The 26,441-nt window shown below is 29.7% G+C and carries 31 protein-coding genes, 8 pseudogenes and 1 riboswitch; of the genes and pseudogenes, 10 read left to right on the top strand and 29 right to left on the bottom strand.

Annotation, left to right across the window (positions count from 1 at the left end; translation table 11 throughout):
* Positions 1 to 4 precede the first annotated feature (4 nt).
* The 7 genes from BN2920_RS05155 to BN2920_RS05130 all read right to left on the bottom strand — a co-directional run bounded on the left by BN2920_RS05155 (position 5) and on the right by BN2920_RS05130 (position 4,770).
* Positions 5 to 337, bottom strand: coding sequence for a hypothetical protein (locus BN2920_RS05155; RefSeq protein ID WP_058293947.1), 333 nt, complete (start codon positions 335 to 337; stop codon positions 5 to 7).
* On the bottom strand, positions 285 to 650 hold the full coding sequence (locus BN2920_RS05150; protein WP_058293946.1) for a hypothetical protein: 366 nt from the start codon (positions 648 to 650) through the stop codon (positions 285 to 287). Before BN2920_RS05150 ends, BN2920_RS05155 begins: the two co-directional genes overlap by 53 nt.
* A gap of 12 nt (positions 651 to 662) precedes the next feature.
* Positions 663 to 818, bottom strand: coding sequence for a PTS sugar transporter subunit IIB (locus BN2920_RS21645; protein ID WP_198157481.1), 156 nt, complete (start codon positions 816 to 818; stop codon positions 663 to 665).
* Between the two features lie 691 nt (positions 819 to 1,509).
* Positions 1,510 to 2,232, bottom strand: a complete 723-nt coding sequence (locus BN2920_RS05145; RefSeq protein ID WP_058293945.1) for an energy-coupling factor ABC transporter ATP-binding protein — start codon at positions 2,230 to 2,232, stop codon at positions 1,510 to 1,512.
* Positions 2,229 to 3,032, bottom strand: a complete 804-nt coding sequence (locus BN2920_RS05140; protein WP_058293944.1) for an energy-coupling factor transporter transmembrane component T — start codon at positions 3,030 to 3,032, stop codon at positions 2,229 to 2,231. Before BN2920_RS05140 ends, BN2920_RS05145 begins: the two co-directional genes overlap by 4 nt.
* Entirely contained in the window at positions 3,019 to 4,020 is a 1,002-nt protein-coding gene (gene cbiM / locus BN2920_RS05135; RefSeq protein ID WP_058293943.1) for a cobalt transporter CbiM, read from the bottom strand. The genes BN2920_RS05140 and cbiM overlap by 14 nt, the downstream gene beginning before the upstream one ends.
* A 93-nt stretch (positions 4,021 to 4,113) precedes the next feature.
* Positions 4,114 to 4,770, bottom strand: a complete 657-nt coding sequence (locus tag BN2920_RS05130) for a Crp/Fnr family transcriptional regulator (protein WP_058293942.1) — start codon at positions 4,768 to 4,770, stop codon at positions 4,114 to 4,116.
* A 172-nt stretch (positions 4,771 to 4,942) separates the two neighbouring features.
* Here BN2920_RS05130 and larA point away from each other — a divergent pair, with 172 nt between their 5' ends.
* The 6 genes and pseudogenes from larA to larD all read left to right on the top strand — a co-directional run bounded on the left by larA (position 4,943) and on the right by larD (position 9,671).
* The gene (larA, locus tag BN2920_RS05125) at positions 4,943 to 6,226 is read left to right on the top strand and encodes a nickel-dependent lactate racemase (RefSeq protein ID WP_058293941.1); all 1,284 of its coding nucleotides are present in this window, start codon (positions 4,943 to 4,945) and stop codon (positions 6,224 to 6,226) included.
* Between the two features lies 1 nt (position 6,227).
* Entirely contained in the window at positions 6,228 to 7,058 is an 831-nt protein-coding gene (gene larE / locus BN2920_RS05120; RefSeq protein WP_058293940.1) for an ATP-dependent sacrificial sulfur transferase LarE, read from the top strand.
* A pseudogene (gene larB / locus BN2920_RS05115) lies at positions 7,051 to 7,719 on the top strand (nickel pincer cofactor biosynthesis protein LarB); the annotation flags it as partial. The gene larE and the pseudogene larB, both read left to right, overlap by 8 nt.
* Positions 7,720 to 7,728: 9 nt before the next feature.
* The gene (gene larC / locus BN2920_RS22270) at positions 7,729 to 8,508 is read left to right on the top strand and encodes a nickel pincer cofactor biosynthesis protein LarC (RefSeq protein ID WP_058293939.1); all 780 of its coding nucleotides are present in this window, start codon (positions 7,729 to 7,731) and stop codon (positions 8,506 to 8,508) included.
* Between the two features lie 14 nt (positions 8,509 to 8,522).
* Positions 8,523 to 8,945, top strand: a complete 423-nt coding sequence (larC2, locus tag BN2920_RS22265) for a nickel pincer cofactor biosynthesis protein LarC2 (protein ID WP_058293938.1) — start codon at positions 8,523 to 8,525, stop codon at positions 8,943 to 8,945.
* Positions 8,946 to 8,960: 15 nt separating this feature from the next.
* Positions 8,961 to 9,671 carry a D/L-lactic acid transporter LarD gene (gene larD, locus BN2920_RS05100; protein WP_058293937.1) on the top strand — a complete coding sequence of 237 codons (711 nt, stop codon included), beginning with the start codon at positions 8,961 to 8,963 and terminating at the stop codon, positions 9,669 to 9,671.
* Between the two features lie 94 nt (positions 9,672 to 9,765).
* Here larD and BN2920_RS21640 read toward each other — a convergent pair.
* From BN2920_RS21640 to BN2920_RS05075, 7 genes and pseudogenes are all read right to left on the bottom strand, one after another.
* A pseudogene (locus tag BN2920_RS21640) lies at positions 9,766 to 9,912 on the bottom strand (IS3 family transposase); the annotation flags it as partial.
* A 24-nt stretch (positions 9,913 to 9,936) separates the two neighbouring features.
* Complete coding sequence (locus tag BN2920_RS05095; protein ID WP_058293936.1) at positions 9,937 to 10,164, bottom strand: hypothetical protein; 228 nt, start codon at positions 10,162 to 10,164, stop codon at positions 9,937 to 9,939.
* A 254-nt stretch (positions 10,165 to 10,418) separates the two neighbouring features.
* On the bottom strand, positions 10,419 to 11,234 hold the full coding sequence (locus BN2920_RS05090; RefSeq protein WP_058293935.1) for a hypothetical protein: 816 nt from the start codon (positions 11,232 to 11,234) through the stop codon (positions 10,419 to 10,421).
* 65 nt (positions 11,235 to 11,299) lie between these two features.
* A pseudogene (locus tag BN2920_RS05085) lies at positions 11,300 to 13,236 on the bottom strand (DNA polymerase).
* A gap of 61 nt (positions 13,237 to 13,297) precedes the next feature.
* A pseudogene (locus BN2920_RS21235) lies at positions 13,298 to 13,378 on the bottom strand (ssDNA-binding protein); the annotation flags it as partial.
* A gap of 140 nt (positions 13,379 to 13,518) precedes the next feature.
* The gene (locus tag BN2920_RS05080; RefSeq protein ID WP_058293934.1) at positions 13,519 to 13,716 is read right to left on the bottom strand and encodes a sigma factor-like helix-turn-helix DNA-binding protein; all 198 of its coding nucleotides are present in this window, start codon (positions 13,714 to 13,716) and stop codon (positions 13,519 to 13,521) included.
* 33 nt (positions 13,717 to 13,749) lie between these two features.
* A complete protein-coding gene (locus BN2920_RS05075; protein WP_058293933.1) occupies positions 13,750 to 13,950 on the bottom strand; it encodes a hypothetical protein in 201 nt (66 codons plus the stop codon).
* 277 nt (positions 13,951 to 14,227) lie between these two features.
* Between BN2920_RS05075 and BN2920_RS05070 the strand changes: the two are divergent.
* A pseudogene (locus BN2920_RS05070) lies at positions 14,228 to 14,936 on the top strand (CoA transferase subunit A).
* A 12-nt stretch (positions 14,937 to 14,948) separates the two neighbouring features.
* Positions 14,949 to 15,602, top strand: a pseudogene (locus BN2920_RS05065) (3-oxoacid CoA-transferase subunit B).
* A 572-nt stretch (positions 15,603 to 16,174) separates the two neighbouring features.
* Here BN2920_RS05065 and BN2920_RS05060 read toward each other — a convergent pair.
* The 10 genes and pseudogenes from BN2920_RS05060 to BN2920_RS05030 all read right to left on the bottom strand — a co-directional run bounded on the left by BN2920_RS05060 (position 16,175) and on the right by BN2920_RS05030 (position 21,845).
* The gene (locus BN2920_RS05060; protein WP_058293932.1) at positions 16,175 to 16,666 is read right to left on the bottom strand and encodes a CarD family transcriptional regulator; all 492 of its coding nucleotides are present in this window, start codon (positions 16,664 to 16,666) and stop codon (positions 16,175 to 16,177) included.
* 262 nt (positions 16,667 to 16,928) lie between these two features.
* Positions 16,929 to 17,030 (bottom strand): annotated as a pseudogene (locus tag BN2920_RS21230) (deoxyribonuclease IV); the annotation flags it as partial.
* A 213-nt stretch (positions 17,031 to 17,243) separates the two neighbouring features.
* A complete protein-coding gene (locus BN2920_RS05055; protein WP_058293931.1) occupies positions 17,244 to 17,489 on the bottom strand; it encodes a hypothetical protein in 246 nt (81 codons plus the stop codon).
* Positions 17,490 to 17,527: 38 nt separating this feature from the next.
* Positions 17,528 to 17,767 carry a hypothetical protein gene (locus BN2920_RS05050; protein WP_141443146.1) on the bottom strand — a complete coding sequence of 80 codons (240 nt, stop codon included), beginning with the start codon at positions 17,765 to 17,767 and terminating at the stop codon, positions 17,528 to 17,530.
* Between the two features lie 442 nt (positions 17,768 to 18,209).
* Positions 18,210 to 18,368 (bottom strand): hypothetical protein, encoded by a 159-nt coding sequence (locus BN2920_RS21990; protein WP_242868307.1) that lies wholly within the window; start codon positions 18,366 to 18,368, stop codon positions 18,210 to 18,212.
* A 210-nt stretch (positions 18,369 to 18,578) separates the two neighbouring features.
* Positions 18,579 to 19,217: a hypothetical protein gene (locus BN2920_RS05045; protein ID WP_058293929.1), complete on the bottom strand. Its 639-nt coding sequence runs from the start codon at positions 19,215 to 19,217 to the stop codon at positions 18,579 to 18,581.
* Between the two features lie 103 nt (positions 19,218 to 19,320).
* Positions 19,321 to 19,446 carry a hypothetical protein gene (locus BN2920_RS22260; protein ID WP_268259043.1) on the bottom strand — a complete coding sequence of 42 codons (126 nt, stop codon included), beginning with the start codon at positions 19,444 to 19,446 and terminating at the stop codon, positions 19,321 to 19,323.
* Between the two features lie 23 nt (positions 19,447 to 19,469).
* A complete protein-coding gene (locus BN2920_RS05040) occupies positions 19,470 to 20,291 on the bottom strand; it encodes a protein-ADP-ribose hydrolase (protein WP_058293928.1) in 822 nt (273 codons plus the stop codon).
* A 4-nt stretch (positions 20,292 to 20,295) separates the two neighbouring features.
* On the bottom strand, positions 20,296 to 21,207 hold the full coding sequence (locus BN2920_RS05035) for an SIR2 family NAD-dependent protein deacylase (RefSeq protein WP_058293927.1): 912 nt from the start codon (positions 21,205 to 21,207) through the stop codon (positions 20,296 to 20,298).
* An 11-nt stretch (positions 21,208 to 21,218) separates the two neighbouring features.
* Entirely contained in the window at positions 21,219 to 21,845 is a 627-nt protein-coding gene (locus tag BN2920_RS05030; protein WP_058293926.1) for a 4Fe-4S binding protein, read from the bottom strand.
* 69 nt (positions 21,846 to 21,914) lie between these two features.
* Between BN2920_RS05030 and BN2920_RS22565 the strand changes: the two genes are divergently transcribed.
* Positions 21,915 to 21,989, top strand: a complete 75-nt coding sequence (locus tag BN2920_RS22565; RefSeq protein ID WP_374116970.1) for a winged helix-turn-helix transcriptional regulator — start codon at positions 21,915 to 21,917, stop codon at positions 21,987 to 21,989.
* Positions 21,990 to 22,120: 131 nt separating this feature from the next.
* Positions 22,121 to 22,241, bottom strand: a riboswitch (FMN riboswitch).
* Between the two features lie 21 nt (positions 22,242 to 22,262).
* On the opposite strand, the gene BN2920_RS05025 is transcribed toward BN2920_RS22565, so the two are convergent.
* From BN2920_RS05025 to BN2920_RS22560, 4 genes and pseudogenes are all read right to left on the bottom strand, one after another.
* Positions 22,263 to 22,664 carry a pyridoxamine 5'-phosphate oxidase family protein gene (locus BN2920_RS05025; RefSeq protein ID WP_058293925.1) on the bottom strand — a complete coding sequence of 134 codons (402 nt, stop codon included), beginning with the start codon at positions 22,662 to 22,664 and terminating at the stop codon, positions 22,263 to 22,265.
* Positions 22,665 to 23,011: 347 nt separating this feature from the next.
* Positions 23,012 to 23,260: pseudogene (locus BN2920_RS20875) on the bottom strand (SDR family oxidoreductase); the annotation flags it as partial.
* Positions 23,261 to 23,305: 45 nt separating this feature from the next.
* Positions 23,306 to 23,827: a flavodoxin gene (locus BN2920_RS05020; RefSeq protein WP_058293924.1), complete on the bottom strand. Its 522-nt coding sequence runs from the start codon at positions 23,825 to 23,827 to the stop codon at positions 23,306 to 23,308.
* Between the two features lie 220 nt (positions 23,828 to 24,047).
* Positions 24,048 to 24,194, bottom strand: a complete 147-nt coding sequence (locus tag BN2920_RS22560) for a hypothetical protein (protein WP_374117021.1) — start codon at positions 24,192 to 24,194, stop codon at positions 24,048 to 24,050.
* 451 nt (positions 24,195 to 24,645) lie between these two features.
* Between BN2920_RS22560 and BN2920_RS05015 the strand changes: the two genes are divergently transcribed.
* Positions 24,646 to 25,218, top strand: coding sequence for a sigma-70 family RNA polymerase sigma factor (locus tag BN2920_RS05015; protein ID WP_058293923.1), 573 nt, complete (start codon positions 24,646 to 24,648; stop codon positions 25,216 to 25,218).
* 289 nt (positions 25,219 to 25,507) lie between these two features.
* Here the strand turns inward: BN2920_RS05015 and BN2920_RS05010 are convergent, their stop codons facing one another.
* The gene (locus BN2920_RS05010) at positions 25,508 to 26,434 is read right to left on the bottom strand and encodes a lysozyme (RefSeq protein WP_058293922.1); all 927 of its coding nucleotides are present in this window, start codon (positions 26,432 to 26,434) and stop codon (positions 25,508 to 25,510) included.
* Between the last annotated feature and the right edge of the window lie 7 nt (positions 26,435 to 26,441).

Here is a 26,441-nt window from a genome sequence, read left to right as displayed (position 1 = left end):
TATTTCATTTTTGCAATTTCCTTAAATTAAAAATTAAGTAATCCAATTCACTTAAGTATTGCTCTTCATCATGCACTTTATCTAATACAATTTGTCTTTTACTTTGCAACATAATTAGCATTCTTTCGTAATTATCCTGTTCATTCTTATCCAAAATAAGATCTTTACGTATATTGGGCAAAGTAAAACCCTTTTTTTCAAGTGATATAGCTAAAGAATTTTCTCTTATATAATCATCATTAAAATCAGTTTCATTTTCTATAATTTCTGAACTAAAATATCTATTAAATATATCTTTGGATATACAGCAGCATGCCATAATTTCTTCTTTGTTCATATAACCTCCTCAAATAAAATACCGCATCAGAAAAGAAATTTAATACGTAATATGTCTGTGAATCTGTTGATATGATATTAAAGACAGTTAATAATGCTAGTACTGCTTTAATCATACCAGCCCCAGACATTGCTGGAATAACAGGCATAAATGTTCCCGATATAAAATCAATAAATACACTTACTGGATTTTTCTTTTTACTAGATGTAATATCTTCCTTTAATTTTTGAGGTTGTACTATTTTTTCTACCTCTTCATAAACCTCTTTTACATGAGTTCCAATTACAACTTGAAACACTGCATTACTAATCATTACTTTTGCGATTCAATCCATAGATTCTAACGCTTTTTGATCTGCTTTATCATCATTTTTTAAATTAAAACGTAGTCGAGTTTGACAATGATATACATTACTAATATTCTCAATGCCACCAACTTTTTCAACAATACTTTGAGCTAAAGTTTCATACTTTTTACTCATAAACTACCTCATCATATAAAATTGTTTTCTTGTTAACATTTACACTCTATTTAATACACTATTATTTTATAGAACAAACATAAATATGTAAAATACTTATATTTCATGTTTTATCATGCGTTTTTTCTATGATAAAATATTTCAATTAATTTTTAATCACATAAATGATATAAATATAATCCTACCTCCTTCACTAAACATTTTATCTATTATAGAATCCCATAAAATAAGGCTTTAGATAATACTACAACAAATAGTAAAATCTAAAGCCTAGAACAACAGGTTCAAGTGAATTGTTATATATTTCCCTTAAGCTTACGACATTGATCCTGTGTCTTGTTAATAAGAACCTCTACAAAACAAGATATATTCCGGCTTTAAATTCTATTTTAAAAACTGCTTAAAAAACTAAAAAATGTGTCTACTATATTGACATAAGTCCCCAAAAAAGTAGATGGTTTTGTTTTTACACAAAGCTATCTACTGTCCTGGGTTGGCTGCATAACCAGTCCTAGAAAATGTCTGAACCACCTTCCCTCATTCGTGTTTTTGAATGGTTTATTTGCTATGCTCTTTTTTTAAATTAATATTTTTTAGAAATTTACTTGACTATTATTAGCTGGTCTTATTTTAATATCTTGAATTTATTTTTCACAAAATCTATACTTCACTCTTTATCTGATAAAAATAATTACAACAGCCTGCAATATTCTTCTATATCTCTATGTTTTTTTAATTGCTCACTTGATAAATCGTATTTAATACTTTTTTCTTTAAATATCAAAAAATGATTAGCTACCTCCTTTACTTGATCATATCTATGGGTAGTTAATATAATAGTTTTCCCTAAATTATTTAACTGCTTCAGCAAAAATAATATCTCATCTTGAAAATGCATTGATAATCCGTTAAATGGTTCGTCCAAAATTATTATTTTAGGATTCATAGCTAAAACTGCTGCTATTACAACCTTCTTTTTTTCACCGCCAGATAAATTATACGGAACTCTATTCTTTAATTTTTCTATATCTAAAAGCTTAAGGCAATCCATTACCCTTTTATTTACTTCTTTTTCTTCTAATCCCATGGTTCTTATTCCAAAAGCAATTTCATCATATACTGTAGCATTAAAAAGTTGTACCTCATAATTTTGAAATATGAATCCTATATTTTGATGAAATAATGACAGATTATAATTATTCTTTAAATATCTACTGTTAATATCTCTTCCTTCAACTATATATCTTCCTCTGCTAGGAAAGATAATACCATTCAATATCTTCAATAAAGTAGATTTTCCACATCCATTGTCTCCCATTATAACAACAAATTCACCTTTATTAATTGTAAAATTAATATTTTCAAGAATTGAGCTATTATCATAATCAAAATATACTTCATCACATGTAATCATTGCATATAACTCCTTACATAAAAATAAATAACTATAAATAAAATATGACACAAAATAAATAAAACATCTTTCTTACTCATATGCTTTACAGATGGCTTTGCATAGGTGTCTGTAAATCCCCTGCATTCCATAGCATTATATAATTCTTCACCACATCTTTTCACTTTAATAAATATCTTAGAAAATAATCCTCCAATTGTATTATATTTATGAATATCCTTTCCAACATTACGTATATTTATAGCCTGCAATACATCACGTATCAAATATGCAGTACAATTTAAATACTTAATTACTATGTCCATTACAAAAATAATAACATCTGGACAACGTATTTGCTTCAATGATTGTCCAACATCATATATCGTAGTGCCAGATATAAATATTTGTACTTCAATCATCATAGTAAATATCTTTAAATAATAAATCAATGCAATGCTTATTGGCGCACATATTGCATATGGAATAAATATTATCAAAGGGAAAATAAACATGAGCAATGATTTTTTTAATATGTTTAGTATTATCTTCCCTGAATTTAAGGACATTTGAATCATAACAAATAAGATACAAATCCATAACTGATACGTATCACGGCTTGCACTAATTAAGACCATCAATAAAATTAATGATAAGATCTTTAAAGATGAGTTAATTTCATTATTGCAATTATAAACATTTTCTCTTTGCACAAGCTTGATCAAACTATTAAATCTTATAATATTTTTTCTTACATAATCATCTTTTTTAGTATTTAATTTATAATTTTCATCATTTTCTAACCAATCAGGCATTTTCATGATTTTTTCTTTCCTTCTTAAATATAATACGGTAAACGAGTATGAAAATTATTATAGCTGTTACTGCACATAAAATGTAGGAAATGCTAGATGGCATATTTGAAATAGTATAATCTGAAAATAACGCACTAAAACTAAATCCATTTTCCATCCCCTGCGGAACATACTGTGATATATTATAAGATTTTAAATTCTCCATTAGTTCTGTTATATCCCATTCGCCCCAAGCAGTACCACTTGCAATAAGCCCTATAGGACATAAAATTATTAATAATATTATTAATTTATAAAGCCTTTTCACTCTTATACTTTTCTTATTTTCATAATCTCCTGTATTAAAATTTTCTCTCTTTATAATCCTGTAAACTGAAACCGTAAAAATACTTTCCACTATTCCAATAAGCATATGTGAACCAACCATTGCTGGCACAGATATTGATAAAGGGTATGGATTATATAATGGATTATTAAATGCATCATAAGCAATTATAGGCTGTAAACCAAGCTCTACCGCAGCACAAAAGGCTGCTAAATTTATGCTAAGATACGAGCCTAAAGCTGCACCTATAATTTCCCCTCTCTTTTTCATTAGTTTCGTACATAATTTGTATATGTAATATCCACTAAACGGCATTATAAAAGCCATATTAAAAACATTAGCACCTAAAGCAAGAATTCCTCCATCCCCAAAAAGAAGTGCCTGTAATGCCAAACAAATCGTTATTGCTATACATGCCGCATAAGGACCAATCAAAATTGCCAAAAGACATCCTCCTACAGCATGGGCACTGGTTCCTCCTGGTAGAGGAATATTAAACATCATTATTAAAAATGACAAACTTGATGCAATCGCCATCAAAGGAATAGTTTCTTTCTTTTTTTCAACCTCCTGCTTAAGTTTATTGGCCGAATACATTACAACAGGCAACATAGCTACTGCAAAAGCTGCGCACGTTTTCGGACTTAAATAATTATCTGGAATATGCATAATAAAACCTCACTTTCTAAATAGCATAACTAATTTTAGCATGTGGCTGATTTATCAAAAATAATAGATGATGTTATCAAATGATAACATCATCTATAAAGTAAATGTCTTAATATATTCCCTATCTAATATATGTATTTTCTTGTCAACAATATTGATTACTTTTTCTTGTTTTAATTCATGAAGAATTCTATTTACACTGTTACGTGTTGAGATTCCACAAAACCCAGCAATCTCTTCATTCGTAATAGGAAATTCAATAACTATCTCTCCATTTTCTTCTTTTCCAAACTTGTCAATAAGGCTATATAAAAATGCACATATAGCACCCTTTTTACTGTTCATTATCATTATTTGTTCGTTAAAAATGGTCTCCATCAATTTATTTCTATAATACTCTTTTATGTATTCCTGAAGCTTATTATTATTATTATTAACGTACTTCCAGAATGTTACTCTTGGAATCTTATAAAAAACCGCTTCCTTTGATTCTATCCTCACATTAAATGGGGATGATGTATTTGCACTCACCTCATCTCTTAATAAGGAAATTATATCTGGAGCACATATATACGATATATTAAATTCTCTTCCATCTTTTAATATAACACTTGTTTTTACTACTCCTTCTTTTAAAACATATGTATACTGCTCGTCTAAACCACAAAAAGTTAAATATGAATGATGCTTCTTCGTTATTGTAGCCGTGTTGTTTTTTTCTAAAAAGTCGAGTAAAAATTCTGAATTCATAGATCTCCCCCTTATATCTATCACTATTATTTTTATGCATATTAACTTTTATTCACATTATTTATTGTTAACAAATGATAACATCTCATGGTATATTATAATACATTTTTTTAATTTAAAATAATTGATGTCGAAAATAATATTAATTTTACAAGATGGAGGATGATATTTTATGAAAAAATTTATATTACCTTATGATTCAAAAACAGTGACTCTAAAATTAAATGATAATAATTTTGCTGGTCTTTTAGAATCAAAACAAAGCACATACAATTGTAAAGAAAGTGAAAATGACATTGTTGAAAAATCTTTAGACAATCCAATTGGAAGCTTATCATTAGAAGAACTTGCAAAGGGTAAAAAAGATATTGTAATAATAAGCAGCGATCATACAAGACCGGTTCCTTCTAAAATTATTACTCCTATTTTACTTAGAAGAATAAGAAGTGTATCTCCTAATGCACGTATAAGAATACTCGTAGCAACAGGATTTCACAGACCAAGCACTAGAGAAGAACTTATTGCAAAATATGGAGAGGATATTGTAAATAATGAAGAAATAGTAATGCACAAATCTAAAGATGATTCATCAATGAAAAAGATAGGTACACTACCAAGCGGCGGAGAATGCATAATAAATAAAATTGCAGCTGAAGCTGATCTTTTATTAGCTGAAGGTTTTATTGAATCTCACTTCTTTGCTGGATTTTCTGGTGGAAGAAAATCAGTACTCCCTGGTATAGCTTCATATAAAACAATAATGGCAAACCACTGTGGAGAATTTATTAATGATAAAAATTCACATACTGGTAACCTTTCTCATAACTTAATTCATGAAGATATGTTATATGCAGCCAAAACTGCAAAATTAGCTTTCATCGTAAATGTTGTACTTAATGGTGAACATAAAATCATAGGTTCATTTGCCGGTGATGTAGAAAAAGCTCATTTAGAGGGCTGTAATTTCGTAAATAACTTAGCTAAAGTAAATAAAATCAACTGTGATATAGCTATAGCAACTAATGGTGGTTATCCTCTTGATCAAAATATTTATCAAGCTGTAAAAGGCATGACTGCTGCAGAAGCAACATTAAACAAAGATGGTGTAATCATAATGGTTGCTGGCTGTCGTGACGGACATGGTGGACAAGCATTTTACGATAATATTGCCAACGTTAAAGATCCAAAAGAATTCTTAGATTCTGCTATCAATACACCAAGATTAAAAACTGTTCCAGAGCAATGGACTTCGCAAATTTTAGCTAGAATTTTAGTTAACCATAAGGTAATACTAGTCTCTGATTTAGTCGATCCTACATTAGTAACTGCTTTACACATGGAAAGTGCTAAAACAATAGATGAAGCTTTAAATAAGGCATTTAAGTTAAAGGGTAAAGATGCTAAGGTTTCAGTTATTCCTGATGGATTAAGTGTTATAGTACGAGGTAATAACTAATATGTTATCTATTGATGAAAAGCTAAAAAAATTAAAAAATCTTATTGCTTCATATGGTTCATGTGCTGTTGCTTTTTCAAGCGGAGTAGATAGTACATTTTTATCATATGTAGCAAAAGATGTACTTAGAAACAATGCTATTTTAATATCTGTTGAAGCGCAAACCCTCACTTCAAGAGATAAAGCTGATATGAATTCATATTCCAAAAACATAGGTCTTAAATTAATAAAAGTACCTTGCAATCAGCTTAAAATAGATAATTTTATTAAAAATCCACCTAAAAGATGTTACTATTGCAAGTATGCTTTATTTACTAAAATAAAGGAAATTGCAAAACAGAATGGGAAAGATATCGTAATTGATGGTACAAATGCAAGTGACTGCAGAGATTATCGTCCAGGTATGAAAGCTTTAGAGGAACTTGACATAAAGTCTCCTTTAAAAATATGCGGTCTTACTAAAGATGAAATAAGACAATGCTTAAAAAAATGGAACATAAAAGCTTCAGAAAAACCAAGTTCAGGATGTCTTGCCACTCGCATACCATATGGTGAAACCATTACTCAAGAAAAACTAGATATTATCCGCAAATGTGAGGATTATCTTTTAAATCTTGGTATAAAAAATATACGTGTAAGACTTGAAAATAAAAATGCCAGAATTGAAGTAATGCCAAATGAAAGATCATTTTTCTTTAATGAATCAATAATGGATAATATTTATGACACATTTAGGAGTTTTGGCTGTACTTATATATCACTTGATTTAAGAGGATATAGAACTGGCAGCTTAAATGAAATTTTAGATAAAGGAATGAATCAAAATGAGTGATGACGAATTTATAGATATAAACGTTGCTAAAGTTGATATTCAAAGAGATAAGCGGAATGGTTACCCGGAAGTTATATATGGCCAAGGTAAAACTGCTGATCAGATAATAAAAATATCCAAAGCTTTATTATCTAAAAATAAAACTGTACTTGCAACACGTGTTTCCAAAGAAAAAATGTCTAAAATATACAAAGAATTTCCAGATGCAGTTTATGATGGATGTGCCCGCTGCATGTCAATTAATAAAAAAAACATAAAAAAACCAGATGGCTATATAGCAATTGTAACCGCTGGTACTAGTGATATACCCGTTGCAAAAGAAGCAGAATTTTGTGCTGATGTATTAGGAAATAACGTAAAATCCATTTACGATGTTGGTGTTGCAGGAATCCATAGGCTATTCTCTTACTTAGATGTAATACGTAATGCAAAAGTAATAATAGTTATTGCAGGTATGGAGGGTGCTCTAGCAAGTGTAATCTGTGGCCTAGTTGATAAACCAGTAATTGCAGTTCCAACTAGTGTAGGCTATGGTACAAGCTTTAAAGGAATCACTGCCCTGCTTTCTATGCTAAACAGCTGTGCAAGCGGGCTCAGCGTTGTAAATATTGATAATGGCTTTGGTGCTGCTTATAACGCAAGTATGATTAATCATTTATAGGAGGAATTTATGTATACATTATATTTAGATACTTTCTCAGGAATAAGTGGCGATATGTTTATTGGCGCTTTGTTAGATTTAGGATTAGACTTTGATGTATTACAAACAGAATTAAAAAAATTAAACTTATCAGGTTATAAACTTTATTATGAAAAAAAAGCTAAGAATTCTGTTTTCGGCAGTGACTTCGATGTAATTTTGGAGGATGGTAAAAAAGACTGTGGCATTGAAGAATGCCACCCCCATCATAATGGAAGAAGTTTTTCAGATATTAAACAAATAATTGAAAATAGTAACTTGAGTGCTTTTGTAAAAGCTCATTCAATTGATGTATTTCATGAAATAGCAGAAGCTGAATCCATAGTTCACAATAAAAATATCGATGAAATTCATTTTCATGAAGTTGGTGCTATCGATTCAATTATTGATATAGTAGGCTCTTTCGTAGGTTTGGAGAAGCTCAATATTACTGAAATAATCTCTTCTCCTCTCACTGATGGATGCGGACATATAAATATAGCTCATGGCGAAATGCCAGTTCCAGTACCTGCTGTAATGCAGATGCGAGTAAATTCTTCTATTCCAATTCATCAGCGCTTAGATATAAATACAGAGCTCATTACTCCAACTGGTCTTGGAATTATAAAAAATATAGTTTCAAATTTTTCTTCAATACCAGATGATATGAATATTTTAAAAATTGGCTATGGTTTTGGCAAAAGAGATACTGGATGTTTTAATGCCTTAAGAATGCTTCTGCTAAAAAAAAACTCAATAAAAATAAAGTAAACGAAGATGAGATAATGGAACTTGAAGCCAATATTGATGACCAAAGTAGCGAACAAATAAGCTATGCTATGAATTTACTCATCAATATGGGTGCAAAAGACGTATTTCTTACTCCAATAATGATGAAAAAAAGCAGAATGGCCTCTAAACTCACCGTATTGATTGATCCAAAGCAAAAAGATAAATTCATTGAAGCTATTTTCAGCCATACTGCAACATTAGGAATACGCTATTCAATTAAACAAAGGACTATTATGAGTCGTAAAACGTTAAAAATAAAAACAATCTATGGGACTGTGAGGGTAAAAGCCGCCTCTTACAAAGATATAAATCATTATGATATCGAATATGAAGATTGTGCCAAGCTCGCCCAATCACTTAATATTCCCATAGAAAATATATACTTTGAAACAGAAAAAATATGTAAAGACAATTAAAGGAGGCCTAAAAGTATGTTTCAACATTTAACTGCTGAATTTCTAAGCACCGCATTAATGATAATTTTTGGTGTTGGAGTTCATTGTGATGAAGTATTAAAAAATACAAAATATAGAGGAAGTGGACATATATTTGCAATAACAACATGGGGATTTGGTATAACAATAGCATTATTTATGTTTGATGGTGTATGCATGAATCCAGCAATGGTTCTTGCCCAATGTATTTTAGGAATGATACCTTGGTCATGCTTTGTACCATATAGTCTAGCAGAGCTTTTAGGTGCATTTGTGGCCTCATTAATTATTTATATTATGTATGCTGATCAATTTAAAGCAAGTGAAAATGAAGTTGATCCTATAGCAGTAAGAAATATTTTCTCCACAAACCCAATAATCCGTAATTTACCAAGAAACTTTTTCGTCGAATTGTTTGCTACATTCATTTTTATAAGTGCAACTCTTATGATCGCTACAAAATATAAAAGCATGCTTCCAATAGGAGTAGGTCTTTTAGTATGGGCAATAGGTATGGGCCTTGGCGGACCTACAGGATTTGCTATGAACCAAGCAAGAGACTTAGGACCAAGACTTGCCTTCCAAGTACTTCCTATAAAAAATAAAGCCAACAATGACTGGAAATATGGCTTACTAATACCAGGTCTTGCTCCATTTGTAGGTGCTGCTGTTTCTGCTATGTTTGTACATTTATATTTCGGAATTTAACCTAATGGGGTACGGACAAAGTCTTGGACTGGTTATACAACCAACCCAAGACTTTGTCGTCCCCCTAGGATTCATATTTTCTAATGATACTTTAGAACATTTCATTCTTCAGGCGCCCAAATAATCCTTCACACGCAGAATTATCTGGGAAACCTCCCTTTTTTGACATAGATCTCGCTAAGCCTGCCTTATCTATTTTTTTAATCCAACTAGACCATCAATAATGACAGCCCCCGTCAGATTTGCAGCTATTTCTACACTTGCATTATCTGCAATTTAACCACGGCATCTTCCCCCCATAATATTTATTTGAAATATAAATCTGAACTACATTATCAAGAGCTGCTAATCTTTTAAAAGCTTTTTTACTTGAAGCTTCTGCTTCCTCTCTAGTCACTGCAAAAGAACAAGATTCTCCCATACACTTTTCCACATTAAGTTTGCTGCATCTATTACCTCTAGCATTTGCTATACAAAAATTATTTCTTTCCATAATATTAATCCCTCTCCATCCTCGCCTTCACGGCTTTTATTAACCATGATCTTTGTTAAAATTGTTGTTATAGCTGCAAAACATTGATTTTACTAGCTTTGCACAATATTTCTCTTACAAAAGTCTTTTTTCCCTATATAGTATAAATATAGTTTATATACACGTATGCTCAATATTATTTACATTATATATTAACTATTGTCATATATTTAGTTAGTTAGAAAGATCCTCTGCAAACAGGATACATTCAAACTTTAAATTCTATTTTTAAGTTTATTACATGCTGAATATGCTGGAATGTAATCATATCTTCCATAAATAGTGCTTTCCTTATATATGTCATTTAAAAACTTTTCTATTGCCTGGGTAATAGAATATTGCCTACAAAATGCTCCTATAAGTCCTTCTTTTTCTAAAGGGTCTGCTTGTCTTGAAATATTATGTCTTACAATACTTTTCTGCCTTGAAGATACAGGCCATTCACTACTGTTTTTCCAATCCTTATATCTTGAAAGTATCTTATCTGGATCTAAAAGCTTCCCTTCTTGATTTTCAAAAATGAACTCTCCATCCTTTGAGGTTGAAGGCCAGTACATTAACCTTGTTGGTTCATATGTTGTATCATCAAACTGCTCTATTCCAATATCAAATGCCACCATTCTAGAAACTGCACAATATTCATCAGCACTTATGCTTCTTGATAATGGAATGATTAATCTAAGGCGCATCTTATCTTTTGTACGTTTATGTGTTGAATATATGCAGCATGTAAAATCATAAAATAAAGTTATCTGCTCCCAAAGTCCAGCATCTGCATAATCCATATCGAGAGTTAACCTGGTTCTATCCTCAACATATCCATTCTTTCGTTTACCTTCTTTAAGCTTTCCAGAAACAAAACCGCCAACATCTTTTATCTCATCTTGTTTTGCCTTTGAAAGATTTTTAAATTCTTTTACAGTTTCAGATGTTCTTTTTGTATTTTTAACTTTCTCTAAAAACTCATTCCAAGAAACATCTATGGCTTTCCATTTCTTAGCTGTCCTACTATTAGCAATGCTTATTATCATTTTTTCATCACATCCCTTATCCCCAAAGATAAACTCATCAGTAAATTCTTTAATATCCTATAGTCCTATTCTTTCTTATAATAATTGCACTCATAACCATCTGCCTTTAAAAATAACCCTTCTGCCCACTTTGGAGTAATGGACATGATTTTACACACTTCATCTAATGAATTTTTATTTACAGGTGTTTCAATTACAACTTCATCATGAATATGCATGACAATTTCATATCCTACTTTATCAAGTCTTAACATTGCTTCTGCAAGTAAATCTCTAGAAGCAGCCTGAACAATATTTTCAACTAATTTAGGTCCATAAGTTTCAATTCTTGTCCATTTTTTGTTTTCACCTATTCCTTCATAAGTCAGGCCTTCCCTGTCAAATTTATTGATTTGTAATCTTGGCTTCATATAAGCTAGTCTTCTCCCAGATAGAAGTGTTATAAATAATATTCCACCACAATATGTGAACTCAATTTTTCCTACTTTTACTGTAGTTCTTTCTTTTACTGCTATAACTGCCGCTTTATCTATATTCCACCAGAACTTGGTTATTTTTTGATTCGCATTTCTCCATGCTGTAACTATTGGCTGTAATTCTTCCTCTTTAAGTCCCATTTCAAGTGCCCCCATAGCTGTTAAAGCCCTTATCCCTCCCCCATATCCTAATGCCAGTTCTGCTATTTTGCCTTTTTGCCTTAGGTCTGAATCTTTTTTTATTTCTTCTATTGGCACATTAAACATAGCACTTGCTGACGCTTCATATATTTTTCCATGATTTTTAAACACATCTAATCTCCATTTTTCATCTGCAAGATATGCTAAAACCCTGGCTTCGATGGCAGAAAAATCTGCTGCTATGAATATACATTCTGCTTTTGGTATAAAAGCAGTCCTTATAAGCTCTGATAAAATTTTTGGTGTACTTTCATAAAACATTTCTAACTCTTCAAATCTTCCATTCTTCACAATATTTCTTGTGAGTTCTAAGTCTTTAATATGATTTTGAGGAAGATTCTGCACCTGCACCAATCTCCCTGCCCATCTTCCAGTACGATTTGCGCCATAAAACTGAAACAGTCCATGAACTCTTCCATCAGAACATACTGACCTCTTTATTGCTTCATATTTTTTTACTGAAGTCTTAGTTTTAAAATTTCTTCTATTTCTCCATCACATTTTTCTGCTAAGTTTGATACTTCTTTTCTTGAAAGACTTTTAATTTTTATGCACCTATGTGCAAGTCTATGTTCAAGCCATTTTTTAAGCTGCATTATAGAATTTGGATTTTCTAGTCCTGTAAGTTCATAAGCTCTTTTTGTAGCTGCACCTATAAAATCTTTATCACAGGCTATTGCTCTTTTTACCAAATCCATATCTACTAAAATTCCTCTATCATTTATGCTTTGATCTAGCCTATATATTTCCATTTCCTTTTCACTTATTGGATGATTTTTAAGTTTATTTCTTATTTCAGTTTCTGCTTCAACATCTCTAATGCAATAATTCTTAAATATCCTCCATTTTTCTAAATCATGTACTGTCAGATTTCGCATTCTGTTTCCATTAACCTTTGTTGGCTTGCAGGGACAGCAGAAATACTTTATAAGATCTTTTCCTTCTTTCATTTTCTTATTATTAAGTCCAAGAACTTCTGAAACGCCTTCAAGACTAGGTGGAAGTGCTAACATTGAAGCTTGAATTGCGGTGCATATCCATGAATCTGACTTTAGATTACTATTAAAATATTTGCTTAAGCACATTCTTTCAAAATTAGCATTAAAAGCTGTCTTTATAACATCATCACTTAATACAGCTTCTTTAACTTCTTCTGGAATAACTTCACCTAATTCTAAATCAATAATTTTTACTTCACTTTCATCAAATGAGTATGCCATAAGTAATATTTCAAAATTAGGACTATCTACATATGCATAAACTCCGCATTTAACTAAATCTATATCCGAATAAGTTTCTAAATCTAAGGATAATGTCTTTTCCATATGATTCCTCCAAAACTTTAAAACAATGAACAATTTACAATTGGTGTTGTTTAGCCAAAAAATTTATTGATTTTGGTTCCCATACATTTGCATAGCTTAGCCTGACTACTCCTGTAATCACCTTTGTTTTATTATTTATCATTTATGCTTCCTCCTTAAATTCTATATTAGTGCTATTTGATCTATAATTATCAATTATCAATTGTCCATTGTCTCTGTCTTATCTTGGTTCTTTAATAATCCCTACACTATATAGGTCACGAGAAATCCAAAATCGAACCCCTAATTTAAAACTTTTTTTAATTTTTTATAAACTTTATTTAATCTGTTTCTAATTGCAGCTTCAGTAACACCTTCATGTGCTGCTATATCAACAAGCTTCATGTTTTTATAAAATACTTTTTCTATTAAATCCTGTTGACCTTTAAGCAGAGTTTTAATTGCACTTTTTACCTCATCTGTTGTTTCTGCTTCTTCCACTTTAAAGTCTATGTCATCATTAATATCTTTAAATTAAAATCCTGCCTCTTCCATACTATTTATTGAATTATGTCTTCTGCTTTCTTTCTGACATACCAATTCCTCCTCTATAAAGATTTCTTCAAATAATTTCACTTTTTCTAATAAAAACTTCTTTATTAACTTCTTTCTATTACTGCTTAACAAATTATTATCATAGTTATTTACTAATTTATCTATATTTTCTTTTGGCATAAATTTAATTATGGTGCTTTTGAGGAGCTTGCGACGAAATTGCTAAATTTTCGTTTTAAAGTTTTTTCGGAAAATTATATAAAATAAGTGTATTGTAGTAAATGCAATATAGATATAATGTAGTACTGATAAAATTAATTAGTATTACTTAATATAAAGGAGGTTAATTTAAAATTGAAAACTGGATTTCTTGAGAAGGGCTGATAGATTTCAAAAATCTAAATTTTATTTATTAGCCAATATGTTTTTAAAAATTTTTTTGTGGGTGCATAGAAAAATGGAAAAGATTAAAACAATACAAGAAGCTTTGTTAAATATTAAAGATGGTATGAAAATTATGACAGCAGGTTTTCTTGGAATAGGTGCTCCATTAAAGATGATAGATGCATTGGCCAAGACTAGTGTCAAGGATCTTACACTTATTCAACCTGCATCAGCTCATCCAGGAGAAACTCATGATATTGGTAAACTAGTAACAAATAAACAAATAAAAAAATTTGTGGGTTCACATATTGGAACTTGTCCTGAAATTCAAGAACAATATAATGCAGGTACATTAGAAGTAGAATTTATACCTATGGGAACTATAGTGGAATGTATAAGAGCTGGACTTGGAGCAGTTGTAACTCCAACTGGTATTGGAACTGAGATTGAAAATGGTAGAGATAAGCTTACTGTAGATGGAAAGGAATATTTAATATTTCCACCAATAAGAGCGGATGTGGCTTTAATAAAAGGATATAAAGCTGATAAATTTGGTAATATCATATATAGAGGCACAACAAAAGGAACAAATACAATTATGGCACTTGATGCTGATTTAGTTATAGCTGAAGTAGATGAAATTGTTGAAGTGGGTGAAATTCCTCCTGATAGTGTTGGGACACCAGGTATATTAGCTGATGTAATAGTTCAAGGTGATTCTTTTGAAAATAAGATCAAAGTATTTTGAAGATTTATGGATAAGAACTAAAAAAATGAAGTAGGAGGTTGAAAAGATGGATGGTAGAGAAATAATTGCAAGAAGAATTGCAAAAGAATTTAAAGAAGGAATGGTTGTTAATTTAGGATTTGGAATACCCAATATGGCTGCAAACTATTTACCAGAAGGAGTCGAGATTATATTACAAGCTGAAAATGGCTGTCTAAGGTTTGGATCAACTCCTAAAATAGGTAAGTCTGATCCTGATATAGGAAATTCAGGTGGATCTCCTATTACTTTTTTAGAAGGAGCATCAACATTTGAAATGGATTTATCATTTGCAATAATGAGAGGTGGACATGTTGACATAACTGCATTAGGTGCTTTAGAAGTTGATCAAGAAGGAAACATTGCTAACTGGAAGATACCTGGAGTATTTGCACCAGGTATGGGAGGTGCCATGGATCTTTTAGTATGAGCAAAATATGTAATAGCTGCTTTAAGTCATAATGATAAAAAAGGCAATTCAAAGGTTTTAAAGAAATGTAACTTACCTTTATCTGCTGCAAAATGTGTTGATATTATAATTACAGATAAAGCAGTTATGAAAGTTACAGATAAAGGATTAGTATTAATCGAAGTGGCACCAGGTTTAACTGTTGATGAAGTAGTAAAGAATACTGATGCTGATTTAATAATAGCTGATGATGTTAAGGAAATGGAAATATAAAAATAAATTCCAGTAAAGCATCTATTCATATTTTCAGATCTCCCTTTAATAATAATTTTACTTATATAATAATACAATCATTGGTTAATTATAACATATTTGTTTAATACCGTACTATTCAATTATAGTGCTTCTAAAATGCCAAGTATTAAAGTTACTATAAATGTACTATGGTAAACTCTTGAATTTGTGATACAATCAAGTATAGATTTAAACGATCTAAATAATCATAAAATTTATTTTAAGCATATTAAAGAAAATATACCAGTATATTGACTTGTTATTTTTATAAGTAGGCTTTGAAGCGAAGGAAGCAATATGAATAATAAAAATATAGAAATGATGAAAAAATTAATAGAAGAAAAGAAACAAAAAATAATAATACTAAAAATAATGAAAGACCTAAAAAGGTTATCGGTAGGATGTTATTGCATAGTGGAAGAACAACTCAATAGAAGACTCTATTAGAGTAAAAAAATAGTCTGCATTCTTTTTATATACACCAAAAAATGTTTCTTAAAAAGAATATAGACTATTTTTATTTAAAATTTAATAGTATAAAAGACAATCCTCTATTGAACTTTTATAGCCATATTTAATATATACTTAGCTTTATCATTAGGTAAATTCTTAGATTCACTTATTTCATCTATTAGAAACATTTTTGTTTTTTGCAACATTTCTTTATCTCTTGAACTAAGAGCATGTTGCTTCTTTAATTCTGTAAGATTGCAAACAACTTCAAGACAATCCACTAAAGTACCAGACTTTAATTTCTTAGAATTGATTGCATTTCTTTCTCTAAAATTAAGTGATAAGAATTCAATCTCTCCTATCTTTAATTCACTCATATTTTTTAAATTATCATCTATAACATTGCAATCACTTACTAATCGTATATTTAATAATTCTGCACTACTTACTGGTATTTTCAGTTTCATAGAGTTATTTAAATCCACTAAATAGTAATTTTGCATCTCACCCTTAAATTCTATTTTTTCAATAGAATTTATTGTACCAATTCCTTGATTTGGGTAAATAATTTTATCTCCAATATTAAACAAATAATTACCTCCTTATGCTATACATATATTATATCATATATCAGATATTATTTGCAAAATTATATCTTATCACTTTTTTAATACTAATTCAACAGTTTTTTTGTTTTTTATATAATTATCATAAAATACTATTTCTAAAGTAAATCACTTACTCATATGACTTTATGAAGATTAGTTTCATATGTTGAGAGAGTGTTACAGATGCTAGCTATAGGATAAAAATCTTTTCCTATACAGTCCTCTTTTTAGAAATATAATTCCCCTACTCTGCATAAACACTTCTTAATAGTTCTATTTCTTTTGCATATCCCTCAAGCTCATTAGGTGTCTCAAGGAAAAATGGTAAATGTCGTAATTTAGGATTTATTCTGTATTGCTTATTTGTATACTCCAAAATATATGAAGCAAGAATTTTTTAAACACGTAAAACTTATTTATATTAAGATTATGTTCTAATTCATAATAAAAATTTATCTTTTTATATACATATTTAACTCAGCTATGTCTAAAACAATCTGAGCTTTCATAAAAAGGTCTAATCCTAATAATCCATTTTTTAATTCTATTTTTACGCTCATTATATACTCCTTCTTATTCCAATATTTTTTACTTTCTCTATTATGATTTCTTCATTAGCAGTACTATATACAAGCTGACCATTTTTACATTTAGTAAATTCTTTCATTGCTTCATGTCCGTCCTTTATTGCTTTTATTATTGCAACATCATCAACATATTTATATTTATCATCTTCATGGCTTTCTACAATCTCAAATTTAACAAATTGATTTGGATATAAATTCTTTACTTCACTCCACTTCATAGATATAGCACCTCTCTTATTTTTGATGTATACACAACTTATATTTCTTCTATATTGATTTCTTTAAATTTTTCTTTCCATTCATCAATACTAAGCACTTCAAATTTTGAAAGCATTTCTCTGACAATACTATTCGCTTTTAAATTCAATGGTAATTGCTTTCCTATTTTTATTCTTAATTGTTTTCTTATCTTAGCATCCATAATTGGAGCTTCTATTAATAGTACATATATTATTGGGAATTCATCTTTATTTCCAACAGTTGCCCAAAACATCATTAAGCTATCATAATATTTTTTTGCTATATTTTTATAAAACTTCTCCGGATCTCTCTTTATTTTATCAACAAATGCATTAGGATTAACTGCGTTTTTTATATTTGCATTCTTATATTCTAGAAAAATTATATTATCATTGAATTCCTCTGCATTAACTCTTAATTCATCACAACTTTTTCATAATGAACTATATAATTCGCTCTTTTTAATAGCAATTTTCTACCTACATGAATAGAGTATCTATTCATTTTGTATTTATTTGTATATATTTTATTATAACTATAAATTAGCGTTTTTACATCCAATAAATTACAAATAATAAAAAATAGAACATTTATAAAATCATTTGTTATAATTAAGCTGCAACACAAAACATAACAAGGAGATATCATAAATGTTCATTGGCTAAATTATAACAAATTCATCATCTATAATCAAATTCTTAAATAACTACATTATTAATCATCTTTGATTTTCCTTTATATGTTATTTCTATAGATGCAAATAATAATCCATCTTTATAATCTAATATATACCACTCACCATCAATCTCTTTCCAACCATTTTTAGACGTATAGTAATATTTATTAAGGTTCATCATTAAATTTTATGATTAAGTAAAATTTCCATAAATTGCATTTGTAATATTCTAGTAAAAATATAGAAAAAACCCCATATACCTTTAGCATTTATCTTGCAAAACAAAAAAACAAAGTAGGGATATGGGATTTATACTTGATACAATATGCTAAGCATATTTCATAAAATTTCGAGATGAACCTAAATGTTTACTATAACAACGCGCTTATTATTAATTTATAGGCTTAAAACGTAATCTTTCACCATCTTTACATTCATAAAGATTCATTCCGCCATCCATTGCATATACTTTATTTGTATCTAAATCAACATATATATTAAAATCATATGAGTCTTCTTCTGATTCATCTATTAAATGTTCAAAAGTATTGAAAATTAATGCTTTTGATATTTTTAAATTATATAATACTGGCTTAAAATCTTTAGCTGTTGTTATATAATCTTTTAAATTAATTACTTTAATATCTTTAGGTAAATTCTTTTCTATTAATTGAATATATTTATCTATATCTGCTTTTGATACTCCCTCAAGCATATTTCCCCTGTTAGTTAAATAATATCCATTAATAGTTGCATCCTTAGCCATGGTTCCATTTGAATAATAATAATACCATGTATCATAATCGTCTTTTACCCAACCTGTTTTTAAATAACCATTGTTGTTAAAAAAATATATATTATTGTCTATCCATTCACTACAATTTTTTAAATATGTATTTCCCTTTGAATACCACCAACCCTTATTATCTTTTTTCCATGCAGCATTAGCTTGTTTAGGTACTATTGTGATAATACTTAAGGCTAATAAACTTGTTACAGTAATCTTTTTAATAAGTACATTCTTAATCATTAAAATCTCCTTTGAATTCAAAATATAGAATATTATACCATAACATGTAATATTTTTATACATATTCATTTATTGATGTAATAAATTTAAGCTTCTACCTAATTCAGGAACTTTTAACTACTCTAATGGCATTTATTATTTTATCACTTTTACTAAGCTTTCCACCCATTATTGGTGTAAATGTTAATGATATTATATCCTGCTTGCTAAGTTCTTCTCCTTGATTCATCTTATTTATTATTTAACTAACTCTTAATTTAAATTCAAAACCTGCATATATATTTTCTTATCTAAATCCTTAAAAACATTAAAAATTATTCTATCAAATTTCTCATAATTTAATTTTAAGAATTCATTAACAACATTTACTGCAATATGTGCTGCTTCATTATTCGGAAAATGAAATTCACCTGTTGATATACAGCAAAATGATATACTTCTAATTCCTTTTTTAACAGCTGCATTTAAACATGACTCATAACATAATTTTAAGTCATTTCTTAATGATTCTGTAAGCTTATCTGGCACAATTGGTCCAACAGTATGAATAACATATCTGCATGGAAGATTATATGCAGATGTAATGACTGCGTTTCCTACAGGTTCTTCATAATTCTTATCTTTAGCTCTACGCATTTTCATGTAATTATTGCATTCTTCACGCAACTGTATTCCTGCTGCTGAATGTATTGCATTATCAATACATTTATGACATGGTACAAAACACCCAAGCATTTGAGAATTTACTGCATTTACAATTGCATCAACCGAAAGTCTTGTAATATCTCCTTGCCATATAGATATCTTATCACCAAATTCATATTGTGAATTATACAGCTCATTAATGGTTGGTATATCATTAAGTGTTACAATTCCCTTTACTTCTGCTTCTTCTTTTAAAAATAAATCCTGTTCTCTCAAAAATTCATTTGAAATTGGTTTTGGCATTCGTATATTCATTAACGAACGCATAAGTGTTCTTCTGTCATTCTTCTTATACTTAATATTTTTATATTCATCAGAATCTCTGCATAATTCTTTTACTAAGTAATCTAGCCTTTCTTCAGTATTCATCTCGTTATTTCACCCCATTTTTTATATCATCAAACACCTTTGCAATATCACCATATATACAAACTGAGCGTTCCTTTATTTCATCAGGTGCATATGCTTCATTTAAATTAATACAAATATAATAAGCATTAGGAAGACTCTTTGTCATCTTCCAGAATGGATATTTTATAATTCCAGGTGTATTCATTCCTGTACCTAATTCAATAAACACTATATTTTTATTACTGTTTAAATTTAAAAATTTCTGATATCTTTCACATGCAATATTCCAATTTTCATCTTCAACAAAATATTCATCACATCTTAAATTAACTTCCATCTCTCCTCCACATACAGGACACTTTGGAACTAATTCTGTTGGAATTCTGCATTCTATCTGTTTTTCTATCATTTTACGTATTATAGATTCATTATAATATAGTTTTTTATGGCAGGCATTTGCACATTGAAAATATCCATAATCCCCTTGTGCTGCAAATATTTTTTCTTTTTGAAAACCTGAAATCATAAACTGACTATCAACATTAGTAGTGATAACGAAATAATTTTTATCTCTTACCATATTTAGCAAATCAACATATGGCTTCCCTGGAGAAACATTATATCTGTTGTAATAAATATGTCTGCTCCAATATGCCCATTTTTCTTCCTGCGTATTGAATAGATAAAACCCTGCTGAGTACATATCTCTCATTCCATATTTCTTAATGTATTCTGGAAATAATTTTTCAAACCTGTCTCCATCATATGTTAACCCTGCCGAAGTACTCATTCCTGATCCTGCACCTATTACTATTGCATCTGCTTTATTTATAAGTTCTGCAACTTTAGAAATCTTTTCACCGTAAGATTCTTCAGTCTTAACCGATTCATTATTTTTATCTTTAATTTTGCTAAATAAGTTAGTTATTTTCATAATACTTACTCCTATCTTTTTTCTACTGCTCCAAAAGGACATACTAACATGCAGTTCCCGCAGTGCAGACAATTCTCCTGATTTATACCAACAGGTTTAGTGCTTATATCAATACATTTCTGTGGACATTTTGAATAACATAACTTACACCCTCTGCAATTATCATTGATAAAATATCCACTTTTCAACACTTGTATATTCTTTCCAATTACAAATGATTCTCTTATAATTGGCTTAGATGATAAGTCAAAGTACTCTCCCTGACCCTCATACATTCTAAATACTTCTAATGCCATTCTGCTTTCCTTTGATGAATAAATTTCTTTCATATATGTATTTTCTTCAAATACTTTATCAAGAAACTTATATCCGATATTTTCTATTTTTCCTCTGATTGAAATGGCCTTCTTATTTAAAGATCCTTCTCCATTAGTCATCCCACTGACTGCCACATATTTTTTATCCATAAGCTGCTTATAAAATTCTTTTCCCTTTGCTGTAATAAAATAAAAACTCTCATCATCTACAAGCATAATATCAATAACTCTTGTTACTGGTAATCCATTTTCATCAACAGTAGCAAATACTGTTGAATGAATTTCTTCTTTTAATATTCTTAAATATTCTCTACTATTCATTTTTATTTTCATCCTTTTCATACTCATTTTTATTTATTAACTATTAATCTAAATAGCAGTATTTTTTATTTGGTATATCCACAAGTTCCTCTAAAAGTTGAATATTCTCTTACAGAAATAGGTACAAGTCTTCAACCATTTTAGATTCTATGGTTTCTTGGGGGAATAATTACAAACAAAACAGCAACTAATTCAAATTCACAGTTTCTTATATAAATGCAGCCTTGAAATAATGTAATTTCAAGGCTGTATTTATTAATAAATATGTGAAATGTAACCACCTTTTCTCATCCGGACTTACTATACCGTCGGTTTCGGAATTACACCGAATCTGCTTTATAAAAGCTCATGGACTTTTACCACCGGTCAGGAATTACACCTATCCCAAAGATAATTCTTACTTCTAACTTTATAAAATTAACATTCAAATTCTTTAGGTGGATTACCTGAAAAATCTGCAATTGTTGCCTTTGCATTTTCTAAATAGAAAACTTCAAATATTGGATTATCAGCTGTATTATATTGTCCTTTTACTATTGGATTTGCCATACATGCTTCTTTTACTTCCATATTATTTTCAAATACTGCCTTACCATTTAATCTTATCCATGCATAACTTGCATCTGAAACAGATACTTCTACTTCAGGGTTTTGCTCCATATCTTTATAAACATCCTTTGTATTATTTGTACAGAACCATAACTTTCCGTCTTTTTCAAAACAGAACATAAATGGACGACATTTTGCCTTACCGTCTCTTCCTACTGTTGCTAAATATTGAACTGGGTTTGCCTGTAAAAATTCTACTACTTCTTTCATATTATTATCTTCCTTTCGCTTGAAAAACTTTTTATTCTTTCTTTTAAAATCGTCTGCAAATTTCTTCTTAGATTCTCAAGCGGCCGCTTGCTATACTCATATTATATAAGCGTTATTTATTTTGGTAAAGAATGCACTTTAAAGTGCTATAGTTACCTTTTGGTGCTATAGTTACCTTTTAGCTCTTTAGTTTCCCTTGAAATACTTAATAAATTATTATAATTGACTAAGTTCTATTTTTTTATTGAATAGTCTAATATATTTTTCTATTACTTTTATCTGATAGTATAATAGCTCCATAAAAATAATCAGCCTAAAGAGTTAATACTCTTTAGGCTGAGTTAGTTTTAATCATTAGGTTTAAGCGGGCCATAAAAATATGATGCTGTTGCACCACCATCAATGAGAAAATCCGCCCCTGTGATAAATGCTCCCTGTGGACTCATCAGAAGCTCCGCAACGTTTGCAACCTCATCCGCCGTACCTGGACGTCCAGCTGGGCATTTTGCAGACATATTTTTGTAGAAATCTCCTCTAGGGCTGTTAAATTCATCAATAGCAAGTGGCGTAACAATAATTCCAGGCGAGATTGAGTTAAAAGTTCCCTCTATCTACTTGCGTTGTTCAAGGGAAAGCCCCACTTATGCATTTTCAAGCCAATTATTAATTGTTGATTTTGCCTTTGAAACTGAAGATCCATGAATTGCAAGACCTTTTCTTATATCAGCATTAGGTATAAGTTTTTTCAAATCCCTTTCGCTGTTTCCCATTCCACTGCCCTCGTGGGTACAGAAAGGAATTACTATTTTTCCTCTGAAATCATGACCTTCAAGGAAAGTCCACACGACCATTGGCATTGTTCCCCACCAGTTGGGATATCCAAGAAACACTATGTCATAATCAAAAATATCCATATTTTCCGCAAGTTTCGGACGTGAGCTTACTCTAAGCTCTGCTTTTGCTTCTTCAGTGCAAGCGTTGTACTCAAACGGATACTCATTTACCGCTTTGATTTCAAAGGTATCTGCATTTAGTGAATCTGCAATCATTTGAGCAGCAATAGCGGTATTTCCCATTTTTAATTCCACAATCCTGCCGTTTGAATAATTTTCTCCCTTGTGTGAAAAGTATGCAACAATGATTTTTTTATTTTCAAAATTCATAATTAACCCCCCTGCTATTTTTGATATTTTTATTATAGATCTTTGAGTTAACTCCAAGTCAACAGGATATAATAAAATTTTCCTTAAAGTGAAAATACCATAAATAAAAGATAGCAAACAAAAACAATTGTTATGTTTACTATCTTTCTTCTTTAATTAAGGATTTTACTTAATTTATTATATAAATCTTCTATTTTTGTTTTCGCTTCCTTTTTTAAAGCTACACCTTTTCCAAAGAATTTGTACTTATTTTCTCCATTCTAATCGCATTTATTATTTTATCACTTTTACTAAGCTTTCCACCCATTATTGGTGTAAACGTTAATGATATAATATCCTGCTTGCTAAGTTCTTCTCCTTGCTTCATCTTATTTATTATATTATTGAAAATTTCATCTCCATCTTTTCTATACCAAAAAATTTTAAACCCTCTTCTGCAAATATATCCATTGCTCTTTTCATTATCATATCTTCATAATTTATTTGTTTCACTAATGCACCTACTTACATAATCTGCAATACATTATAAAAAAATAAACACTTCTCTATACTTTTATTATATCCAATATTTAACAACTAACTATACCTAATATGATAATATATACAAAATTACTATTCAAAAAATTTTCCTACAATAATTCTAATTCTAATTCTTATCAATGATTATGCCAAATCTGTATTAGCAATAAATATATTCACTATAAGACATCAACGTTTCATATACCAAAACACCCTCCCATACTGTAATATTCATTATATAGTCATATATATTATTTATGTTAAATAATTCTATATGTATTATATAAAGGAGGTCTCCCATGAATTACACCCAAATCGAATCTCTAGTAAAATCCTCAAAGCAAGGAAACACAAATTCAAAAGAACTCTTAGCAGAGTCATTTAAGCCTTTTATCTTAAACATTTCAAAGCGTACATTTATTAATGGATATGATTTTTATGATATCCAAAATGAGTGCTTTAAGATTTTATTTCACTGCTTATCCTTATATAATCCTGAAACCTCCAAATTTGTTGCCTATGCCACAAATGGTATTAGGAAAAGCCTTAATGATCTTATTAAGAAAAGTAAAAACAGAAGTCATGCAGAAGGGCATGAAGCATTGATACTATGTGGCTGTTTAGAGCACGTTCTTCCTTCTGAAATTCCTACTACTGAAGAAATTCTTTGTGAAAAAGCTGATTATGAGATAGCCACCTCTGCTCTCAATAAGCTCCCATCAAAAGAAAAAGACCTTATAACTTATGTATTCATAGAACAGAATACTGTAAGAGAATATGCACAACTTTATAATATCAATTATACAACTGCCATTTATATTAAGAATAATGCTCTTAAACTTTTATTAGAGGAAATAAGGCATATGAGATAAAATAACAAGTCCAGAGCTGACATGAATATTTTTCATCAGGCAAGGAGGTAAAATACCATCATAGTGGGGCTATTATGGTATTTTGCCGACGTAGGATGATGGAAAATATGCTGTCAGATGGACTTGTTATTTTTTTGATTATGCCTAAAGCTGCAAAATAAATAGAACCTTCAAGATATTCTGGTCCAATATCTTGAAGGTTCTATTTTTATTTTAATATATAATATATCTGACTATTTGATTATTTAAAATTACACTTTGCAGTTATAATTATTAATATTTTCTTATCCTAAATGTTCAGGTATCTGCAAAGCAAAAATAACTCAGCCTCTGCCCTTCTTCTTCTAACCAATCCTTGAAGCACCTCTCCAGAAGAAGATTTAACAAACCTCAAGAAGTTTTCAGAAAGTATATTCTTATCTCTTATTCCTTTTGTTATATTATACCATAAAGTTGATTTTTCTAAAGCTGATATACCACAATTAAATGCAAATGAAATTAAAGCATCACGTTCATAACTTTTTAAATCCACATTACTTTTATTACATAAATCATCAACACTGCAAGCAAATTTAGATACATCTTTTTTAAGCTCCACATAAGCCCTTTCTTTTGTTATAGTGCCTAAACTTGTAACTTCTTTTCTTGTGCATCCAATTCCAATAGTTAGCACACCACTAGAGCAGTAGTAAGCTTTTAATCTGCATCCTTCAAAATATGCAATAAAATCACATAATCCATCTGAGATGATTTCATTTCTTTCATTTTGATTTTCTTTTACTTCTTCAAGCCACACACCTTCTTTATCAAATTTATGATATTTGTCTTTTATTTTGAATATTCCATCAGAATACATAGCTCCAAGAGTATTCTCATTAATATCCTCAAAGAAATGCCACTTACCATTTAATTTTAGCCAGCCAGTGCATATTTCCCCTTCATAAAAGGTTTTGCCATTATTAATGGTTTCATTTTGGAATGCATAATACCAGTCATTATTCTTTGTAGTCTGAAACCAGCCTTTAAGCATATGTCCATTTTTCTCTAAGTAATACCACCTATCATTACTTTTGACCCATTCAGTAGTTAATTTTTTATTATTTTCATAGTAATACCACTTATTATTTTCTAGCACCCATCCATTTTTGATATTTGCTGAGCTTTGTGCTTCACTCAATATATTTTCAGTATTAGATGAACTTATAACATCACTCATATTACGC

Origin of the sequence: Clostridium neonatale, assembly GCF_001458595.1 — a bacterium.
Taxonomy (GTDB): domain Bacteria; phylum Bacillota; class Clostridia; order Clostridiales; family Clostridiaceae; genus Clostridium; species Clostridium neonatale.
The sequence above is the reverse complement of the archived record's forward strand: the minus strand, read 5'-3'. Positions and strand labels throughout refer to the sequence as shown.